General features: G+C 70.0%; 14 protein-coding genes and 1 other RNA gene. 5 read left to right on the top strand and 10 right to left on the bottom strand.

What is annotated here, in order from left to right:
* The 8 genes from ACTHK2_RS08060 to ACTHK2_RS08025 all read right to left on the bottom strand — a co-directional run.
* Positions 1–434: hypothetical protein (locus ACTHK2_RS08060; RefSeq protein WP_440245188.1), on the bottom strand; the 434-nt coding region annotated here is incomplete at its 3' end.
* A 76-nt stretch (positions 435–510) separates the two neighbouring features.
* Entirely contained in the window at positions 511–1155 is a 645-nt protein-coding gene (gene rpiA, locus ACTHK2_RS08055; protein ID WP_440245187.1) for a ribose-5-phosphate isomerase RpiA, read from the bottom strand.
* 92 nt (positions 1156–1247) lie between these two features.
* Positions 1248–1685 (bottom strand): EVE domain-containing protein, encoded by a 438-nt coding sequence (locus ACTHK2_RS08050; RefSeq protein WP_440245186.1) that lies wholly within the window; start codon positions 1683–1685, stop codon positions 1248–1250.
* An 87-nt stretch (positions 1686–1772) separates the two neighbouring features.
* Positions 1773–2384: a 5-formyltetrahydrofolate cyclo-ligase gene (locus ACTHK2_RS08045; protein ID WP_440245185.1), complete on the bottom strand. Its 612-nt coding sequence runs from the start codon at positions 2382–2384 to the stop codon at positions 1773–1775.
* 244 nt (positions 2385–2628) lie between these two features.
* Positions 2629–2817, bottom strand: a non-coding RNA gene (ssrS, locus tag ACTHK2_RS08040) — 6S RNA.
* An 8-nt stretch (positions 2818–2825) separates the two neighbouring features.
* Complete coding sequence (locus ACTHK2_RS08035) at positions 2826–3131, bottom strand: cell division protein ZapA (RefSeq protein WP_440245184.1); 306 nt, start codon at positions 3129–3131, stop codon at positions 2826–2828.
* Entirely contained in the window at positions 3128–3346 is a 219-nt protein-coding gene (locus tag ACTHK2_RS08030; RefSeq protein WP_331652621.1) for a TIGR02449 family protein, read from the bottom strand. Before ACTHK2_RS08030 ends, ACTHK2_RS08035 begins: the two co-directional genes overlap by 4 nt.
* Before the next feature lie 88 nt (positions 3347–3434).
* The gene (locus tag ACTHK2_RS08025; protein ID WP_440245183.1) at positions 3435–8021 is read right to left on the bottom strand and encodes an EAL domain-containing protein; all 4587 of its coding nucleotides are present in this window, start codon (positions 8019–8021) and stop codon (positions 3435–3437) included.
* Positions 8022–8169: 148 nt separating this feature from the next.
* Here ACTHK2_RS08025 and ACTHK2_RS08020 point away from each other — a divergent pair, with 148 nt between their 5' ends.
* The 5 genes from ACTHK2_RS08020 (at position 8170) to ACTHK2_RS08000 (ending at position 13228) form a co-directional block, all read left to right on the top strand.
* Positions 8170–8715 carry a UPF0149 family protein gene (locus tag ACTHK2_RS08020; protein ID WP_440245182.1) on the top strand — a complete coding sequence of 182 codons (546 nt, stop codon included), beginning with the start codon at positions 8170–8172 and terminating at the stop codon, positions 8713–8715.
* 76 nt (positions 8716–8791) lie between these two features.
* A complete protein-coding gene (gene pepP, locus ACTHK2_RS08015) occupies positions 8792–10105 on the top strand; it encodes a Xaa-Pro aminopeptidase (RefSeq protein WP_440245181.1) in 1314 nt (437 codons plus the stop codon).
* Complete coding sequence (locus ACTHK2_RS08010; protein ID WP_440245180.1) at positions 10102–11640, top strand: AcvB/VirJ family lysyl-phosphatidylglycerol hydrolase; 1539 nt, start codon at positions 10102–10104, stop codon at positions 11638–11640. The genes pepP and ACTHK2_RS08010 overlap by 4 nt, the downstream gene beginning before the upstream one ends.
* A gap of 118 nt (positions 11641–11758) precedes the next feature.
* Complete coding sequence (locus tag ACTHK2_RS08005) at positions 11759–12196, top strand: hypothetical protein (RefSeq protein WP_440245179.1); 438 nt, start codon at positions 11759–11761, stop codon at positions 12194–12196.
* 9 nt (positions 12197–12205) lie between these two features.
* Complete coding sequence (locus ACTHK2_RS08000) at positions 12206–13228, top strand: DUF2167 domain-containing protein (protein WP_440245178.1); 1023 nt, start codon at positions 12206–12208, stop codon at positions 13226–13228.
* Positions 13229–13243: 15 nt separating this feature from the next.
* Here ACTHK2_RS08000 and mprF read toward each other — a convergent pair whose 3' ends face one another.
* Together mprF and cydX are read right to left on the bottom strand one after the other, a co-directional pair.
* Positions 13244–15865, bottom strand: coding sequence for a bifunctional lysylphosphatidylglycerol flippase/synthetase MprF (gene mprF, locus ACTHK2_RS07995; RefSeq protein WP_440245177.1), 2622 nt, complete (start codon positions 15863–15865; stop codon positions 13244–13246).
* A gap of 164 nt (positions 15866–16029) precedes the next feature.
* On the bottom strand, positions 16030–16161 hold the full coding sequence (gene cydX, locus ACTHK2_RS07990; protein WP_440245176.1) for a cytochrome bd-I oxidase subunit CydX: 132 nt from the start codon (positions 16159–16161) through the stop codon (positions 16030–16032).
* Positions 16162–16322 lie beyond the last annotated feature (161 nt).

Below are 16322 nucleotides of genomic sequence, written 5' to 3'. Positions count from 1 at the left end.
TTGCCCGGATGCACGAGCACGCGGTCGTAGCGGGTACCGTCGATCACCAGCCGGTCGCGACCGGGCCCCCTGAGGGTGAGGCTGTCGACGTCGATCTCGATCCCGCCGGTGCGCAGCGATATGCGCGAGCACGCGAGCTGGCTGAGGTCTACGGTGTCGCCGTCTTCGGCCACGGCGATGGCCGCCCGCAGGCTGCCCGGCCCGTCTTCGGCGCAGTTCGTCACCGGCAGCACCGCGCCCGGCGCGGAAGGCCGTTGCGGGGCGGGCCGGTTCGAAGTGAAGCTGCTGAAGATGCGGCGCGCCGGATCGGTGCGCAGCTGCGGTCCCTGCAGCGCCTGCGTCGCCTCGGCGGTCGTCGCAACGCCGTGCAGGCCGACGGCGAGCGCCGCTGCAAGAAGGCGGCGGGGCAGGCGGTGCACGAAGGCGGCGGTCATGCAGCGGTCTCCGTCGAGGTCGACCCGATCCCAGGCCGAGTCATGCATGGGAGCACGGCCGCCGCGGGATGGTCAATCAGGGCATCTCCTCGGCGCCGATCAGCACGATGTCGGCCGGGCGCTGCGCGAACAGCCCGACCGTGACGACGCCCGCGATCTGGTTGAGTTCGCGCTCGAGCTCGACCGGCGCGGTGATGCGCAGGCCGTGCACGTCGAGGATCCAGTTGCCGTTGTCGGTGACGACGCCGTCGCGCCACACCGGCTGGCCGCCGCGCCTGACGATTTCGCGCGCGACATAGCTGCGCGCCATCGGGATCACTTCCACCGGCAGCGGAAAGCGGCCGAGTACGTCGACGCGCTTGGCCGGATCGATGATGCAGACGAAGCGGCGCGCGGCCGCGGCGACGATCTTCTCGCGCGTGAGTGCGGCGCCGCCGCCCTTGATCAGGCACTTGTGGCCGTCGCACTCGTCGGCCCCATCGACGTAGAGCGGAATGTCGCCGACCGCGTTGAGCTCGAGCAGCGGGATGCCGCGCTCCTTGAGCAGGCGCGAGGACTGTTCGGAACTCGACACCGCACCCTCGATGTTCGCGCGCCGTTCGGCCAGCGCATCGATGAAGTGGGCGACGGTCGAGCCGGTGCCGACGCCGACGATCATGCCGTCTTCGACGTAGCGCATCGCGGCGCGCCCCGCGAGGCGCTTCTGTTCGTCCTGGCTCATCGCGTGCTCCGCAGGCTGGGGTCGAGGTCGCGGATGGTACGCGGTTCGCGCGCGCCGCTCACCTCGGGCGACGCGAACGAGGGAGCACCGCGTCACTCGAGCGACAGGATCGCATCCCACTGCGCCTTCGTCACCGGCAGCACCGACAAGCGGTTGCCTCGTTGCAGCAGCGAGAAGCCGTCCAGGCGCGGTTGTTCCTTGAGTTCGGCGAGGGTGATCGTGCGCTTGAGCTTGCGCTTGAATGCGACGTCGACGAGCATCCAGCGCGGCTCCTCGCGCGTGCTCTTTTCGTCGTAGTACTCGCTCTTGCGATCGAACTGGGTCGGGTCCGGATAGGCGGCGCTCGCGACCTCGGCGATGCCGGCGACGCCGGGCACCTCGCAGCTCGAGTGGTAGAACAGCACGCCATCGCCCTTGCCCATGCCGTCGCGCATGAAATTGCGCGCCTGATAGTTGCGCACGCCCGTCCACGGCTCGGTCCCGACGCGCGCGAGGTCGTCGATCGAGAACACGTCGGGTTCGGTCTTCATGAGCCAGTAGCGCATCTTGGGAGGCCGTCGGCGTGGAAAGCGGCGAGCGTAGCGGGTTTTCGCGCGAGCGTCCGCCCGTGCGTGGCGTCAGAGGCTCTCGACCGGCGCGGTGAAATCGAACAGTTCGCGCTCGGTCGCGACGTAGTCGAGCCGCACATCCCACGGCTGCGCATCGATCGCGTCGATCTCCTGCAGCGCATAACCCACGCCGACGAGCACCGGCTTGCCGACGTCGGAGCGGCTGGCGAGGAAGGCGAAGCTGCGGTCGTACCATCCGCCGCCGAAGCCGAGCCGATGGCCACGGCGATCGAAGCCGAGCAGAGGCACGAGCACGACGTCGAGATCCGCCGGCGCGAGCAGTTCCCCGGCGGCGACGACCGGTTCGGGAATGCCGAAGCGGTTGGCCGCGATCGCGCCGCCCGGCCGCCACGGCGCAAAGCGCAGGCCGCGATCTTCGCCGAGCACGGGCAGGTAGTACAGCTGATCGCGCGCGCGCAGTCCGCCCATCAGCGCGGCGAGCGGCAGCTCGCCCTCCACGGCCCAATAGCCGCCGATGCGCCGGTCGGTCATGAACTCCGGCACCTTCTCGAGTTGCGCCACGACCGCCTGCGCCGCCGCGATCCGCTCCGCCGCGGGCACCGCCGCTCGTCGTTCGCGCAGCGCCTTCCTGAGTGCCGCGCGGTCGAGGGGTCCGGTCATGTCGTCGGCGGGATCAAAGCCAATGGATGCCCGCTTTCGCGGGCATGACGCCCGGGAGTTACGCGACTCTCGCGCCCGCCGCGGAGCCCGAGCCGGCTCCCGCCGGACCAGCCACAACACTCCAACAAAGGGCTCTACCTGAAAAGTGCGGCCATGGACGGCCGCTCTGGACGAGCCTGTAACGCGGCCCGCGCACCGCACGACCGCCCGATCAAGCCGCTTTCATGGACGAAAGCAAAAGAAGATGTCCTCCACCATGTGCCGGTGCGCATCGAACGACCTTGATCCCTGGGATCAGGTGGGAGGGCTGACGGAACCATAAGGCTTTCCGCTCGGGGCGGACCTGCACACCGGTTTTCGTCTCGCCGTCCCGGGGTCGTCTATAGGAACAAGGCAATATGTAAGAGTGCGCTGCCGGGCACTGCAGAGGACACCTGGTGCCTATTGTAGTGAGGCCGGCAATACGCGTTCAAGCTTCAGGTTGATCGCTTGCAGCTTCTCTGCCAAGCGGCTCGATTCGCTCGAACCGCGCGCGCGTTCGGCGAGCAGTTCGTGGCAGATGTTCAGCGCGGCGAGGATCGCGACGCGATCGAGCCCCGCAGTACGCGCGCTGTTGCGCATTTCGCGCATCTTCTCGTCCAGATAGCGCGCCGCGGCGAGCAGGCCCGGACGCTCGTCCGGCGTGCAGGCGACGTGGAACTCGCGGTCGAGGATGTGGACGGTGACCGGTTCGCCGGGACCATTCATGCCTGGTTCTGCTCCAGCGACTTGAGCCGCATGATCATCGCCTCGACGCGCGAGCGCGCCTGCTCGTTGCGTGCGATCAGTTGCGCCCGCTCGTTGGCGAGCTGCTCCTGGCTGTTGCGCAGGCTGCGGTTCTCTTCCTGCAGCGAGCGGCACAGGTCGAGCAGACGGTCGACCCGTTCGCTGATCGCCAGCAGGCTTTGCTCGTGCGCGGACATGCGACTGAATATAGCGGGAATCCGGGGCAGGGAACAGCGAGGCCGGGCGCGGTTCGCGGCGGCCGCGCCGCCCCCGCGACGCCGCCCTTCAGCCGCGCTCGCCGAGCGCGGTCCGGCGCCGCTGGGCGCGCTCGCGCAGGAAGGCCAGGCACTGGTCGGCCGGCAGCGGGTAGGACAGCCAGTGGCCCTGCACCTCGTCGCAGTCCTGCTCGCGCAGGTAGTCGACCTGCTCGACCCGTTCGACGCCCTCGGCGACGACGTTGAGGCCGAGCGAGTGGGCCATCGCGATCACCGTGGCGGTGATCGCCTCGTCGTCCGGGTCGGTCGTGATGTCGCCGACGAACTCCTTGTCGATCTTGAGCGCATCGATCGGCAGGCGCTTGAGGTAGCTCAGCGAGGAGTAACCGGTGCCGAAGTCGTCGATCGCGAGATTGACGCCGATCGCCTTGAGCCGGCGCAGGGTCGTGATCGACTGTTCCGCATTCGCCATGACCATGCTTTCGGTCAGCTCGAGTTCGAGCTGGTTCGGCGCGATGTCGTGCTCGGCGAGCACGTCGCACAGGCGCCGGATCAGGTCGCCGCGCAGCAGCTGCGCGACGGAGACGTTGATCGACATCGTGATGTCGTGCAGCCCGGCGTCGCGCCACTGCGCGAGCTGCGCGCAGGCGTGTTCGACCACCCAGTCGCCGATCTCGATGATCATCCCGGTTTCCTCGGCGATCGGGATGAACACGCCCGGCGAGACGTCGCCGAGGTCGCCGCTGCGCCAGCGGAGCAGCGCCTCGACGCCGGTGATGCGATCGTCGAGCAGGGACAGTTTCGGCTGGTAGTGCAGCGTGAGCTCATTGCGCTCGAGCGCCTTGCGCAGCGCCGCCACCGTGGTCGCGCGCAGACGCGCGGCGGCGTCCATCGCCTCGGTGTAGACCATCCACGTCTTGCGGCCGTGTTCCTTGGCCTGGTACATCGCGGTGTCGGCGAACTTGAGCAGGTCGCTCGCCGCCTGGCCGTGGTCGGGGTGCAAGCTGATGCCGATCGAGGGCGAGATCACCACTTCCTGGCCGTTGTCGAGTTCGAGCGGCTGCTCGAAGGCGGCAATGATCTTCGCGGCGACGTGTTCGGCCTCGCTGCTGCTGCCGATGTCCTCGATCACAACGGTGAACTCGTCGCCGCCGACGCGCGCGACCGAATCGCCCTCGCGCACGACGTGGCGCAGGCGCGCACCGGCCGCCTTCAGCATGCTGTCGCCGGCCGCATGGCCCATCGAATCGTTGACGTGCTTGAAGCGGTCGAGGTCGAGGAACAGCACCGCGACCCGTCGCCCGTTGCGCCGCGCGCGCGCGATCGCGTGGGCGATGCGCTCGCTGAGCAGGGTGCGGTTCGGCAGGCCCGTCAGCGCATCGTAGTTGGCGAGATAGCGCAGCTCCTGCTCGGCGCGCTTGCGGTCGGTGATGTCGGAGGTGACGCTGACGAAATGCGTGCGCTTGCCGTTGGCATCGCAGATTTCCGAGATCTCGACCCAGCTGAGGAACTCCTCGCCGGTCTTGCGTCGCTGCCACAGCTCGCCGCGCCAATGGCCGTCGCGATTGAGCACCTCGCGCAGCTCCAGGTACTGCTCGACCGGATGGCGCGCGCAGTTGAGGATCGCGGCGGAGCGGCCGGCGATTTCCTCGACGCGCCAGCCGGTGATGCGCGTGAAGGCCGGGTTGATCGTCATGAAGCGGAAGTCGAGGTCGGTCACCGCGACCGCTTCGCCCATGCTGCGGATCACCTCGTGCGCGACGCGGCGCTCGTGCTCGGCCGCGCGCTCGGCGGTGACGTCGCGCGCGGTTCCGCACATGCGCAGGGGCTGGCCGTCGCTGTCGCGCTCGACGATCTTGCCGCGCGTGAGCGACCAGGCCCATTCGCCGTCGCGGGTGCGCACGCGGTGTTCGGATTCGAACGTGTCGGTGACGCGGTTGACGTGCTGGTCGAGGCGCCGTTCGAGCGCGGGCAGGTCGTCCGGATGCGTGTGCTCGCGGAACCATTCGCGCGTGAGCGCGAGCGGCTTGCGCGATACGCCTTCGAACAGGTCGCCGGAACCGGTCACGACGATCGTGCCGCTCGCCATGTTCCAGTCCCAGAAGTCGTCGCCCGAGCCCCACAGCGCGAGGCGCAGGCGGTCCTCGCGTTCGCGCAGGTCGCGATGGTGCGAGCGCTCCTCGCGCCGCCGCACGCGCTGCGCGCGCCACAGGACGAACGCGACGATCGCGGCGACGATCAGGTAGAACGTGCGCGCGGCGAGGCTGTCCCACCAAGCCGGCGTCACGCGCAGTTCGGCGCGCGCGACGCGGTCGCTCCAGTAGCCGTCGCGATTGCTCGCGCGCACCTTGAACGTGTAGCGGCCGGCGTCGAGATTGGTGTAGGTCGCGTCGTGGCGCGTGCCGGCGTCGACCCAGTGTTCATCGAAACCCTCGAGCTGGTAGGCGAAGCGGTTGCGCTCGGGCGCGGCGAAATCGAGCGCGGCGAACTCGAAGCGTACGACGCGCTCGGCCGCCGCCATCGTCAGCACGCCGCCGTCGCCCTGCGCCGGCGTGCCCTGCGAGCCGACGCGCACGGCGGTGAACACGACCGGTGCCGCATAGCGGCTGCCGACGATCGTCTGCGGCGCGAACAGGTTGAGGCCGTTGACGCCGCCGAACGCGATGCGCCCGTCGGCGAGCGTCGCCGCGGCACCGCCGTTGAATTCCATGCCCTGCAGGCCGTCGGCGAGCGTGAAGGCGCGGAACGTGCCGGTCTGCGGATCGAACGAGGCGATGCCGTGATTCGTGCTCAGCCACAACCGCGCGAGGCGATCGTCCCGGATCGCATACACGGTCGCTCCGGGCAGGCCGTCGCGTGCTTGCCAGCGCGAAAAGCGCGCGCGCTCGCCCTCGAGCGCATCGAGCCGGTTGAGGCCCGCCTGGGTGCCGACCCAGAGATGGCCGTCGGCACTCTGGTGGATCGAGCGGACCAGGTTGGCCGAGAGCGAGTGCGGGTCGCGCGCGTCGCTGCGGAATACGCGAACGGAGCGTGCTTTCGCGTCGACGAGGTTGAGGCCGTTGATGTTGCCGGACCAGATGCGGCCTTCGCGGTCCTCGTACAGAGCGAGCACGCGATCGTCGCTGAGGCCGCCGACGACGTCGCCGCTGCCTTCGCGCTGGAAACTCGTCCAGCGGTCCTCGAGCGGCTGGTAGCGGGCGATACCGGCACGCGTGGTGCCGAACCAGAGGCTGCCATCGCCCGCCTCGAGCAGGCTGCGAACGTTGGCGTCGGCGAGGCCATGCGCGCCGCCCGGGTCCTGCGGCAGGAACGTGATCGAGCGGCGCAATGGGTCGAACAGCCCGGCGCCATGATCGGTGGCGATCCACAGGCGTCCGCGGTCGGCTTGCGCGAACGCGTAGACGACGAGGTCGCCCGCGCGCAGGTCATCCTTGATGCCGTGCAGGGCGAGGTCGTCATAGTACTCGAAGCGGTTGCTGCTGCGCTGGTAGCGCTTGAGGCCATCCTTGGCGCCGATCCACAGGTTGCCGGCGTCGTCCTCGAATACCGCGCGTACGTAGTTGGTCGCGGTTTGCGATCGCTGCGGGTCGCGGTCGGCGACGTAGCGGAACGGTGTACCCTCGGGGTCCACCTTGCTGATGCCGCGCTCGTGCGTGCCGAGCCAGAGCAGGCCGGAACGATCGAAGCGCATGCTCGTGACGATCGCGTCCGGCAGGCTGCCGGGCGTGGAGGGGTCGGGCCGCAGCCACTGCGTGTCGCCCCGTACCGGGTCGAACAGCGCGAGCCCCGCGTTCTGCACGCCGAGCCAGAGGCGGTGGCGCGCATCCTCGACCATCGCGCTGATCAGCTGTTCGCCGCTCGCCGGCCAGATGCGCTGCGCCGCGCCCTGTGCGTCGATGAGATAGAGACCGTCGTCGGTGGCGACCTGCAGGCGTCCGTCGAAGCGCGCGAGCAGCGCCCGTGCATCGTCGATCGTCGGTGCCGCGACGCGGCGCGGCGCATCGTCGCCACCGGCGAGGCGCAGCAGGCCGATCGATGTCGCCACCCAGAGCGTGCCGTCGGCGTCGGCGTGGAACTGGCGCACCAGGATGCCGCGGGTGTCCGGCGATTCGAGCGGCCAGCGCCGCTCGACCCGCCCCGTGCGGTTGTCGAGCAGCACGACGCCCTGGTCGCAACCGATCCACAGGCCGCGGCGTGCGTCGGCGAGCAGGGTGTGCACATTGGTGACGTCGCCCAGGCCGACGCGCTCGAAGACGCTCGTGTGCGGTGCGTGCCGCACGAGCCCTGAGCCGAGCGTCCCGATCCACAGCGTGCCCTCGCCGTCCTCGGCGAGCGAGGAGATCGGGCCCTCGGGCAGGCTCGCCGGGTCGTCGCCCGAGTGGGCGAACGTCGTGAAGGCGTAGCCGTCGTATTGCTGCAGGCCGCTGTCGGTGCCGACCCAGAGGAATCCGTCGCGATCCTGCACGAAGGAACTGACCGTGTTCTGCGCCAGTCCCTGCTCGGTACTGATGGTCTGGAAGTAGAAGTCGCGACGCAGCGCGTCGGCCGCTGCCGGTGGCGGCGCGGCGAATGTGCCGGCCAGTGCAAGCAGCAGGCTGCATCCGCGATGAAGCGGACGCAGGCGGACCGATGACGGCGCGGGTCTCGGGCGGGGCACTGGCGCTGACGGGATTGGGCTGAACGGCAGTGTAGGCAAACCCTGCCGCCGGTTCCATTCATCGGTGCCGTGCCGCGGCCGGGGCGGCGCCCGCGGGGCGGCGCGCGCCGCGTTTGTTAGACTGTATTCTTCCGCGAAAGAACATCGGATGGCCGCGCTGCCCAGCCACCAGGAACTCGCCGGCGTGCTCGCCGCACTGCGACTCGGCGTCAACCCGAGCGACCTGCACGGTTCGCTGACGGGCTACCTGTGCGCGGGCGGCGTGGCCGGCGAGGACGACTGGCTCGACCGGCTGGAACTCGCTCCCGAGAACGCCGGCGCGCAGCGTGACGCGGTGCTCAAGGCCTTGCTCGCGGCCAGCCGCGCGCAATTCGAGCGACAGCCCGCGAGGGTCCTGCCGCTGCTGCCCGCCGCCGATGCGCCGCTCGCCCGGCGCGCCGATGCGCTGGTCGAATGGTGCCGCGGATTCCTCGGTGGTTTCGGCCTCGTCGGCACGACCCTGCGGGTCGAGCTGTCCGACGATGCGGCCGAGATCCTCTCGGATTTCGGCACCATCGCCGCTTCGCGCCTGGAGATCGAAGGCGGCCGCGAGGACGAGCAGGCGTTCGCCGACGTGCTCGACTTCGTGCGCACCGCGTCCGCACTGCTGCATCGCGAGACGAGCGCGGGCCGCGCGGCGCGCTCGTTGCACTGAGGCGCGCTTGGGCTCCGGCGAAGGAATCGCCGATACTACGCACGACCTCGTTTTCAGCCCGCGCGCACGACCGACGATGATCGAACCCAGGGAATATGCGCGCCGGCGCAGGCAGCTGATGCGCATGGCAGGTCCCGATGCGATCGTGATCGTCGCGGCCGCGCCCGAGCGGGTGCGCAACAACGACGCGCACTACCCGTACCGCCAGGACAGCGACTTCCACTACCTGACCGGTTTCCCCGAACCCGACGCGGTGCTCGCGCTCGTGCCGGGCCGCGACCCGAGCGAAACGATCCTGTTCTGCCGCGAGCGCGACCCCGAGCGCGAACGTTGGGACGGCCCGCGCGCGGGCACCGAGGGCGCGGTCGCGACCTGGGGTCTCGACGATGCGTTCCCGATCGACGACATCGACGACATCCTGCCCGGCCTCATCGAGGGGCGCACGCGCGTCTACTACCATTTCGGCCGCGACAGCGAGTTCGACTTGAGGATCATCGGCTGGGTCAACCGCGTGCGCGCGCAGGTGCGTCTAGGCGCGAAGCCGCCGCACGAGTTCGTCGCACTCTCGCACCTGCTGCACGACCTGCGCCTGTACAAGTCGCGCGCGGAACTGCGCGTGATGCGCCGTTCTGCGCAGATCGCCGCGCAGGCGCACGTGCAGGCGATGCGCGCGACGCGGCCCGGGCTCAACGAACATGAAGTCGAAGCGGAACTGCTGCACGCGTTCCGCCGGCACGGCGCGGTGCCGAGTTACGAACCGATCGTCGGCGGCGGCGCCAACGGCTGCGTGCTGCACTATCGCGCGAACAATGCGGAGCTTCGCGACGGGGACCTGCTGCTCGTCGACGCCGGCGCCGAGTTCCAGTGCTACGCCTCGGACATCACGCGCACCTGGCCGGTCAACGGCCGCTTCTCGCCCGAGCAACGCGCGCTGTACGACCTCGTGCTCGCGGCGCAGCTCGACGCGATCGACGAGGTGCGCGCGGGACGCTCGTTCGAGGCCTACCACGAGGCGGCCGTGCGCACGCTCACGCGCGGCCTGTGCCGGCTCGGCCTGCTCGCCGGCAGCGTCGAGAAGAACCTGCGCGAACACGCGTACCGCAAGTTCTACATGCACAAGACCGGGCACTGGCTCGGCCTCGACGTGCACGACGTCGGCGATTACCGGATCGACGGCGAATTCCGCGAGCTGGAGCCCGGCATGGTCGTCACGGTCGAGCCCGGCCTTTACATCGCACCCGACGCGAAGGGCGTGCCGGCGAAGTTCCGCGGCATCGGCATCCGCATCGAAGACGATGTCGTGGTCACCCAGGGCGATCCGGAAGTGATCTCGGGCGGCGTGCCCAAGCACGCGGACGAGATCGAGGTGCTGATGGCGGGTGGGCGATGAGTCTTGCGCAGATCGTGTTCGCGTTGGCGGCTGCGGCGTCAGGGCTGAGGGCCGAGGGCGGAGGGCTGACCAGCCCGCATCCCGGCGCGCCCGCGCTGATGGGAAGGGCGGCGATCGCCCTGATGGCCGGTGCGACCGCGGACGCCCGCGCTTCGCAGCCACCCACCCTCAGCCCTCAGGCCTCGGCCGCAAACCCCCGGCCCTCCACACTCAACTACGGCCTGTTCGGCCCCTTGCACCTCAGCCGCCCCGCAAGCGCCATCGCCCACACCGTCCTGCTGTTTTCCGACCGCGACGGCTGGACGGCGCGCCAGCAGGGACTCGGCGATGCACTGGCCGGGCAGGGCGCGTTCGTCGTGGGCATCGACCTCCCGGCGTATCTCGCGCGCATGGAAGCGATCAAGGACACGTGCTCGTATCCCGCCGGCCACGTCGAGGAAGTCGCGCACTGGGTCGAGCGCCATGAGGGCGTCGCCAACTACGCGGTGCCGCTCGTCGTCGGCGACGGTGCCGGCGCGACGTTCGCCTACGCGCTCACCGCGCAGGCGCCGGCCGGCACGTTCGAAGGGCTGCTCACGCTCGGCTGGGACGATGCGCTGCGGTTCCCGAAGGCGTTCTGCGCCGGCGACGCGGGTGCACCGACGCGCGATAGTGCCGTCGGCTGGCAGGTGCAGCCGGTCGCGAAGCTGTCGCTGCCGTGGACGGCGCATCCATTCGCGCCCGGTGCACGCCTGGACACCGGTGCGCTGCCGCTCGCATCCGCATGGCGTTGGCTGCGCGCGATCGCGCCCGCGGCCTTCGCGGCGAGCGATCCCTCGCGTGAGATCGGTGCGGCCTGGCGGCACTGGCGCCGGCGCGAGGATGCGCAACGCGTCGCCCTGCCCGACGACGTCGCCGACCTGCCTCTCACCGACATCGCGCCGACGGCGGCGGCGAAAGACCCGGCCAACGCGCACCGCATCGCGATCATCGTCACCGGCGACGGCGGTTGGGCCGGCCTCGATCGCGGTGTCGCCGATGCGCTGACAGCGGACGGCGTGCGCGTGATCGGCTTCTCCACGCTCAAGTTCTTCTGGCACAAGCAGACACCGGATGCCGCCGCGTCCGCGATCGCACGCGTGATCGCGCACTACGGTGCGGGCGATCCCGACGCGCGCTTCATCGTCGTCGGCTATTCGTTCGGGGCGAGCCTCGTGCCGGTCATCGTCAACCGGCTGCCCGACGCGGCGCGCGCGCGCGTGCAGGGCGGCGTGATGATCTCGCCGGACGACGAGGCGGTGTTCGAAATCCACGTCGGCGACTGGTTCGGTTCGACCCACCACGACGATGCGTTGCCGATCGCGCCGGAACTGGCGCAGGCGCGCGTACCGTTCGTCTGCGTGCACGGCGACGACGAGGACGACAGCCCCTGCCGCAAGCCTCTGCCCCCCGGCGTGCGCGCGGTCGGCCTGCCGGGCGGCCATCACTACGACGGCGACTATGCCGCGCTCGGCGCCGCGATCGTCGCGAACCTGCCGGGCGCGACGACGCGCTGAGCACGCCGCTGGAGCGGATCGGCCGGCATCGTCTATGCTTTCTCGCGCCTGCGGTCGACGCCACGGATCGACGCGCGCAGCTCGAGGGGGAGCCATGGGCGGGTGGGACGGACAACGTGTGCTCTTCGCCGTCGCGCTCGCGTGCGGTGTCGGCAGCGTCTCGGCACAGACGCTGGAGCAGGACGAAGCGCGCATCGAGGAATTGATGGCGGCGCAGCCCGCCGCCGCATCGGCGCACGCGCCCGCGGCGGCTCCGGCGCCCGCTTACGACGACTCGGTCAACGAACCGCCGGTTGTCGCCGCCGTCGTCGCGCCGGCGCCCGGCGCGAACGACGAGTGGCTCGCCGCGCCCGCGCAGGACGACAGCATTCCCTTCGGCGAACTGCGCTATCACGTCGGCGAGCGCGTGCTGATCACGACCACGAACGAGCGCGAGCACAACGGCATCGTCACGTCGGCCGATGCGCGCCAGGTCACGATGGAAATACGCCGCAAGGGTGGACTGGCGACGTACGTGCTCAAGAAAGAGCAGATCCTGCGCATCCAACCCCGCTGAGGACGCTGCATGTTCACCGCGCTCTACCTGCTCGTGGCGTTGCCGGTCGTCGGCGGACTGCTCTACCTGCTCGCAGCCGTGCGGGTCTGGCGCACGGAGCAGATGCTCGCGATGGTGATGCTGCTGTTCTGGCCGGCCGGCTTGTACGTGCTCGTGAAGTACTGGGGCGAGAAGGAAGCCGGCGTGCGCACGCCCCTGCTCGCGTCCGTCATCGTCATCGCGGCCTGGGTGGGCATCCTCGCGTGGGGCGCGTCCCATGTGCCGCCCGAGGTGGAGATGATCGCGGACGGCGAGGAAGAGCAGGCGACCGCCGCCGCCGACGACGGCATCGGCGCGCACGTGCGGCGCTCGGTCGCGCTGGCGAACCTGCCGATGCGCAGCGGGCTCGTGGACATTCCCGTGGCCAAGGCGTCGATCGAGGTGCCGGCGCATTTCCGCTACATCGATCGCGCCGACCTGCAGCTGGCGTTCGCCGGTAGCGACGACGAACCGGGTCCGCAGTCGATCGGCTGGATCGTGCACGAGCGCGTCGATCTTTCGGCTAAGGACGCATGGCACGTCGACGTCGACTACCTCGCCGACGGTTTCATCAGCGACGAAACGTTCGCGGCGCAGTCGCGCGAAACCCTGCTCGCTGCCGGCCAGCGCGCGACGCGGGCGCTGTCCGACCAGCAGGAAGCCGGCGAGCCGGAGTTCAGCCTCGTCGACTACGCCGAGATGCCGCGCCTCGATCCCGCCTCGCACGTCGCGACATGGGTCGAGCAGATCGCCTACTCGGGCAAGGGGACGCGGCACTCGCTCGACTGCTACTCGGTACGGCTCGGCCGCACGGGCGCGCTGATGTTCTCGATTTCCGACACCGGCGTGGCGCGGCGCGAACTCTGCCTGCGCAGCGTGCGCCTGCTCGCCGGGCGCAGCAGCTTCGAGCGCGGGCAGACCTATGCCGATCGGTCGCGGCTGCTCGATCGCAAGGCGAAGTACGACCTCGTCGGGCTCGTGACCGGCGCGTTCGCGACGACGCAGGCGCGTTGACCGCCGCGGCCTGCCTCAACGGCCGCTGAGGAAACGCCGGTAGCCGCCCGCGACGAGCGCGGCGATGTCGATGAGCAGGCCGGGCACCCAGAGGCCGCGCGGATAGGCGAGGTACGAGCCCGTCCACTCGGGCTGGAACTTTTCCTTGTAGCGGCGCAGGCCCTGGTAGTTGTAGAAGCGCCCGCCGTACTGGAACGCGAGCGCGGCGAGGCGTTCGTTGATGCGCGCGTACGGGTTGTCGCCGACGTTCGACAGCGGCGCCATGCCGAGGCTGAAGGTCGCGTGGCCCTGTTCCTTCGCCCACTGCATCACGCGTGCGAAGAGGAAATCCATCGTGCCGCGCGGGGCCTCGTCGACGTGGCGCATGAGGTCGACGCTGGCGGTGCCGTTCGGCCCGTAGGGCGGCAGCACGTTGGCGAACGCGATGAGTTCGCCGGATCGGCGCACGAGCGCGAGCGGGCTCCATGCGAAGTATTCGGGGTCGAAGCGCCCCAGCGAGAAGCTCTTCTCGTGCGCGCCCTTGTCGGCGAGCCATGCGTCGGAGACGCGTTCGACCTCGGTCATGAGCACCGTGTCGAACGGCGGTTCGACGATCTCGAACGTGAGCTGCTCCTTCGCCGAGCGGTTGACCGCCTGGCGCAGGTCCTCCCAGCGCTTGCCCGCGAGGGTGAATTCGTCGAGGCGGATCGTCGCCAGTTCGCCGAGCTTGAACAGGTCGAAGCCGAGGTCGTGGTAGAGCGAGAGGTCGGGTTCGAGGATTTCGTAGAACACCGGTACGCGATCCTGCGCGTCGGCGAACTGGCGGAAATCGAGGATCGCGCGCTTGATCGCGCCTTCCGGGCCGCACGGTGAGCCGAGCGCGACGAGGCGGTCGCGCACCGCGCCGTAGGCGACCACGGTGCGATGGTCGCCGGACCAGAACAGGTGCTTGTCGCGCATGAAGGAAAGATGCGCGAACTCGCCGCCGCCCGACTCGCGATAGACCTCGCGCGCGCGCTCGAGCTCGGCGCGCTCGGGCAACCCGAGCGGCGGCCGGCGCACCGCGAACGATTGCCAGACCAGATAGCCGCAGACGCCGAGCGCGGCGGCGAACAGGCCGCGCACGATGCGCGAGGAATGCTCGCCGAAGCCGAAGTACCAGACGTCGAAGCTGTCGTCGCCGAGCATCGTGCCGACGCCGACCGCGAAGAACGCGCACACCACGACGCTGAGCCCGGCGAGCCAGGTGAAGGTCGTCAACGAGGTCAGGCTCATCGCGCGCTGGCTGAACTCTCGCTTGCGCAGGCGCAGCAGCGCGGCGATCGCGAGCAGGAACAGCGCTTCGCCGAAATGCAGGCCCTTGGTCACGGCCAGGAGCGCGGCGAAGATCAGCAGCGGCTGGGCGAGGTTGTAGGCGACGCGCAGGCGCCCGTCGATGCCGCGGCCGAGGCCGAGCAGCAGCACGCCGGTGAGTACGGACAGCCAGTGGGAGCTCTCGACCGCGGCGAGCGGCAGATGCTCGCGCACGAGCACCGTGTGCTCGTGCACGGCCGGGATCGCCGCCGAGGCGAGCAGCAGCAGCCCGGCGCCGAACGTCAGCACTGCCAGGACGCGGATGCCGAAGCCGGCGAGCAGGTTCGCCGGCAAGCCGAGCAGGCCGAACAACGGATGCGTCTGCAGGCGCGCGGCCGCGCGCGCGACGCCGGGCAAGCGGCCGACCAGCATGCCGGATCCGACGTGCAGGCCGGCCAGCAACGGCAGCAGGTAATAGGCGATGCGGAACAGGAACAGCCCTGACAGCACCTGCGCGTTGTCGTAGCCGCCGTTCGACAGCGCGAGCAGCATGAGCCCGTCGAACACGCCGAAACCACCCGGGATCATGCTGACCAGCCCGAGCGTCTGCGCCGCCGCGAAACTGCCGAGCAGCGGGCCCGGTTTCACGTGGACACCCGAGATATAGAGGCAGCCGTACAGCACGGCGGCGCTGAGCACCCAGTCGAGGAACGACAGCGCGACGAGCGTGAGCTTGAGTCGCAGCGGCGGCAGCTCGCGTCCCGCGGGCAACCAGCGCATCAGGCGCCGGCGCGTCGTCAGCACGAAGAATGCGGGCAGGTAGCACGCCGCCGCGCCGAGCACCGCGAGGGCGACCCAGTGCGTGGTCGCGGTCGAGGTGATCGGGCGCGACCCGAGCGCGAGCGTGACCACGATCAGCACGGAAAGACCGAGCGGCAAGGACAGTACCTGCAGGCCGATCAGTGCCGCGCCGCGCGCGAGTTCGACCTTGCGCGCGGCGAAACCGAGCAGGCGCACGCCGGAACCGACCGCGCCGGAGAGGTTGAGGATGTTGGCAAGCGCATTGGCGACGAACGCGAGCCGCAGCATCTCGCCGGCCGCGATCGGCAGGCCGAGCCAACGCGCGATGACGACGTCGACGAGGCCCGTGACCGCGACCGCGACGAGCGCGAGCAGGCCGACGCCGAGCGCGGGCAGGGTCGGTACGCCGAGCAGGGTGCGCTGGATCTCGGGAAGGTCGAATTCATCGACGCCGCGCCAGACGAGCCAGCCGACGAGCGCGAGGAAGGCGAGGGGAACGAGCCAGCGCAGGTACGCGGTCCAGCCGCGGCGGGCGGCCGGCACGTTGGCGGTATCGGTGCTCATCGCGCGCTCGCGTCGTCCTTGAATTCGCAGGGCTCGGATTCTAGCCGGTGTCGGGTGGCCGGCAGGGCGGCGTACCTGCGGCGGCCGCGTGCGCCGTGTCGGTGGCCCGGCGGCCGTTTTCCCGGGCGAACCGCACGAGGCCGCGTACGGCCATCATCGGCGCATCAATGCGGCGGCGTTTCGTCGTCGGCGCTGCGCGCGGCGGCCGCGTCCGCGGCGAGTTCGAACCACATCGCATTGAGGATCGCGAACGCGAGCGCGAGGCCGAGGCCGAGGATCCAGCTGAAATACCACATCGCAAACTCCTTCAGTACATGCCGTGCGTCTGCCTGACGTGCTCGAGCGAGACACGCCCGCGCAGCACGCGGTAGACCCAGGTGGTATAGGCAAGCACGATCGGCAGCAGCAGCGCAGTGACGAGCAGCATGAGGCCGAGCGTCGTGCGACTGCTCGACGC

It is taken from the genome of Dokdonella sp., from assembly GCF_051958935.1.
GTDB lineage: Bacteria > Pseudomonadota > Gammaproteobacteria > Xanthomonadales > Rhodanobacteraceae > Dokdonella_A.
Note: the sequence above shows the minus strand (reverse complement) of the source record. Positions and strands in the feature narration are given on the sequence as shown.

What these genes read in the sequence shown, in the direction of transcription:
- rpiA (WP_440245187.1), bottom strand. Translation starts at nt 1,155, where the DNA reads ATGAGCCAGGACGAACAGAAGCGCCTCGCGGGGCGCGCCGCGATGCGC.
- ACTHK2_RS08050 (WP_440245186.1), bottom strand. Translation starts at nt 1,685, where the DNA reads ATGAAGACCGAACCCGACGTGTTCTCGATCGACGACCTCGCGCGCGTC.
- ACTHK2_RS08045 (WP_440245185.1), bottom strand. Translation starts at nt 2,384, where the DNA reads ATGACCGGACCCCTCGACCGCGCGGCACTCAGGAAGGCGCTGCGCGAA.
- ACTHK2_RS08035 (WP_440245184.1), bottom strand. Translation starts at nt 3,131, where the DNA reads ATGAATGGTCCCGGCGAACCGGTCACCGTCCACATCCTCGACCGCGAG.
- ACTHK2_RS08030 (WP_331652621.1), bottom strand. Translation starts at nt 3,346, where the DNA reads ATGTCCGCGCACGAGCAAAGCCTGCTGGCGATCAGCGAACGGGTCGAC.
- ACTHK2_RS08020 (WP_440245182.1), top strand. Translation starts at nt 8,170, where the DNA reads ATGGCCGCGCTGCCCAGCCACCAGGAACTCGCCGGCGTGCTCGCCGCA.
- pepP (WP_440245181.1), top strand. Translation starts at nt 8,792, where the DNA reads ATGATCGAACCCAGGGAATATGCGCGCCGGCGCAGGCAGCTGATGCGC.
- ACTHK2_RS08010 (WP_440245180.1), top strand. Translation starts at nt 10,102, where the DNA reads ATGAGTCTTGCGCAGATCGTGTTCGCGTTGGCGGCTGCGGCGTCAGGG.
- ACTHK2_RS08000 (WP_440245178.1), top strand. Translation starts at nt 12,206, where the DNA reads ATGTTCACCGCGCTCTACCTGCTCGTGGCGTTGCCGGTCGTCGGCGGA.
- mprF (WP_440245177.1), bottom strand. Translation starts at nt 15,865, where the DNA reads ATGAGCACCGATACCGCCAACGTGCCGGCCGCCCGCCGCGGCTGGACC.
- cydX (WP_440245176.1), bottom strand. Translation starts at nt 16,161, where the DNA reads ATGTGGTATTTCAGCTGGATCCTCGGCCTCGGCCTCGCGCTCGCGTTC.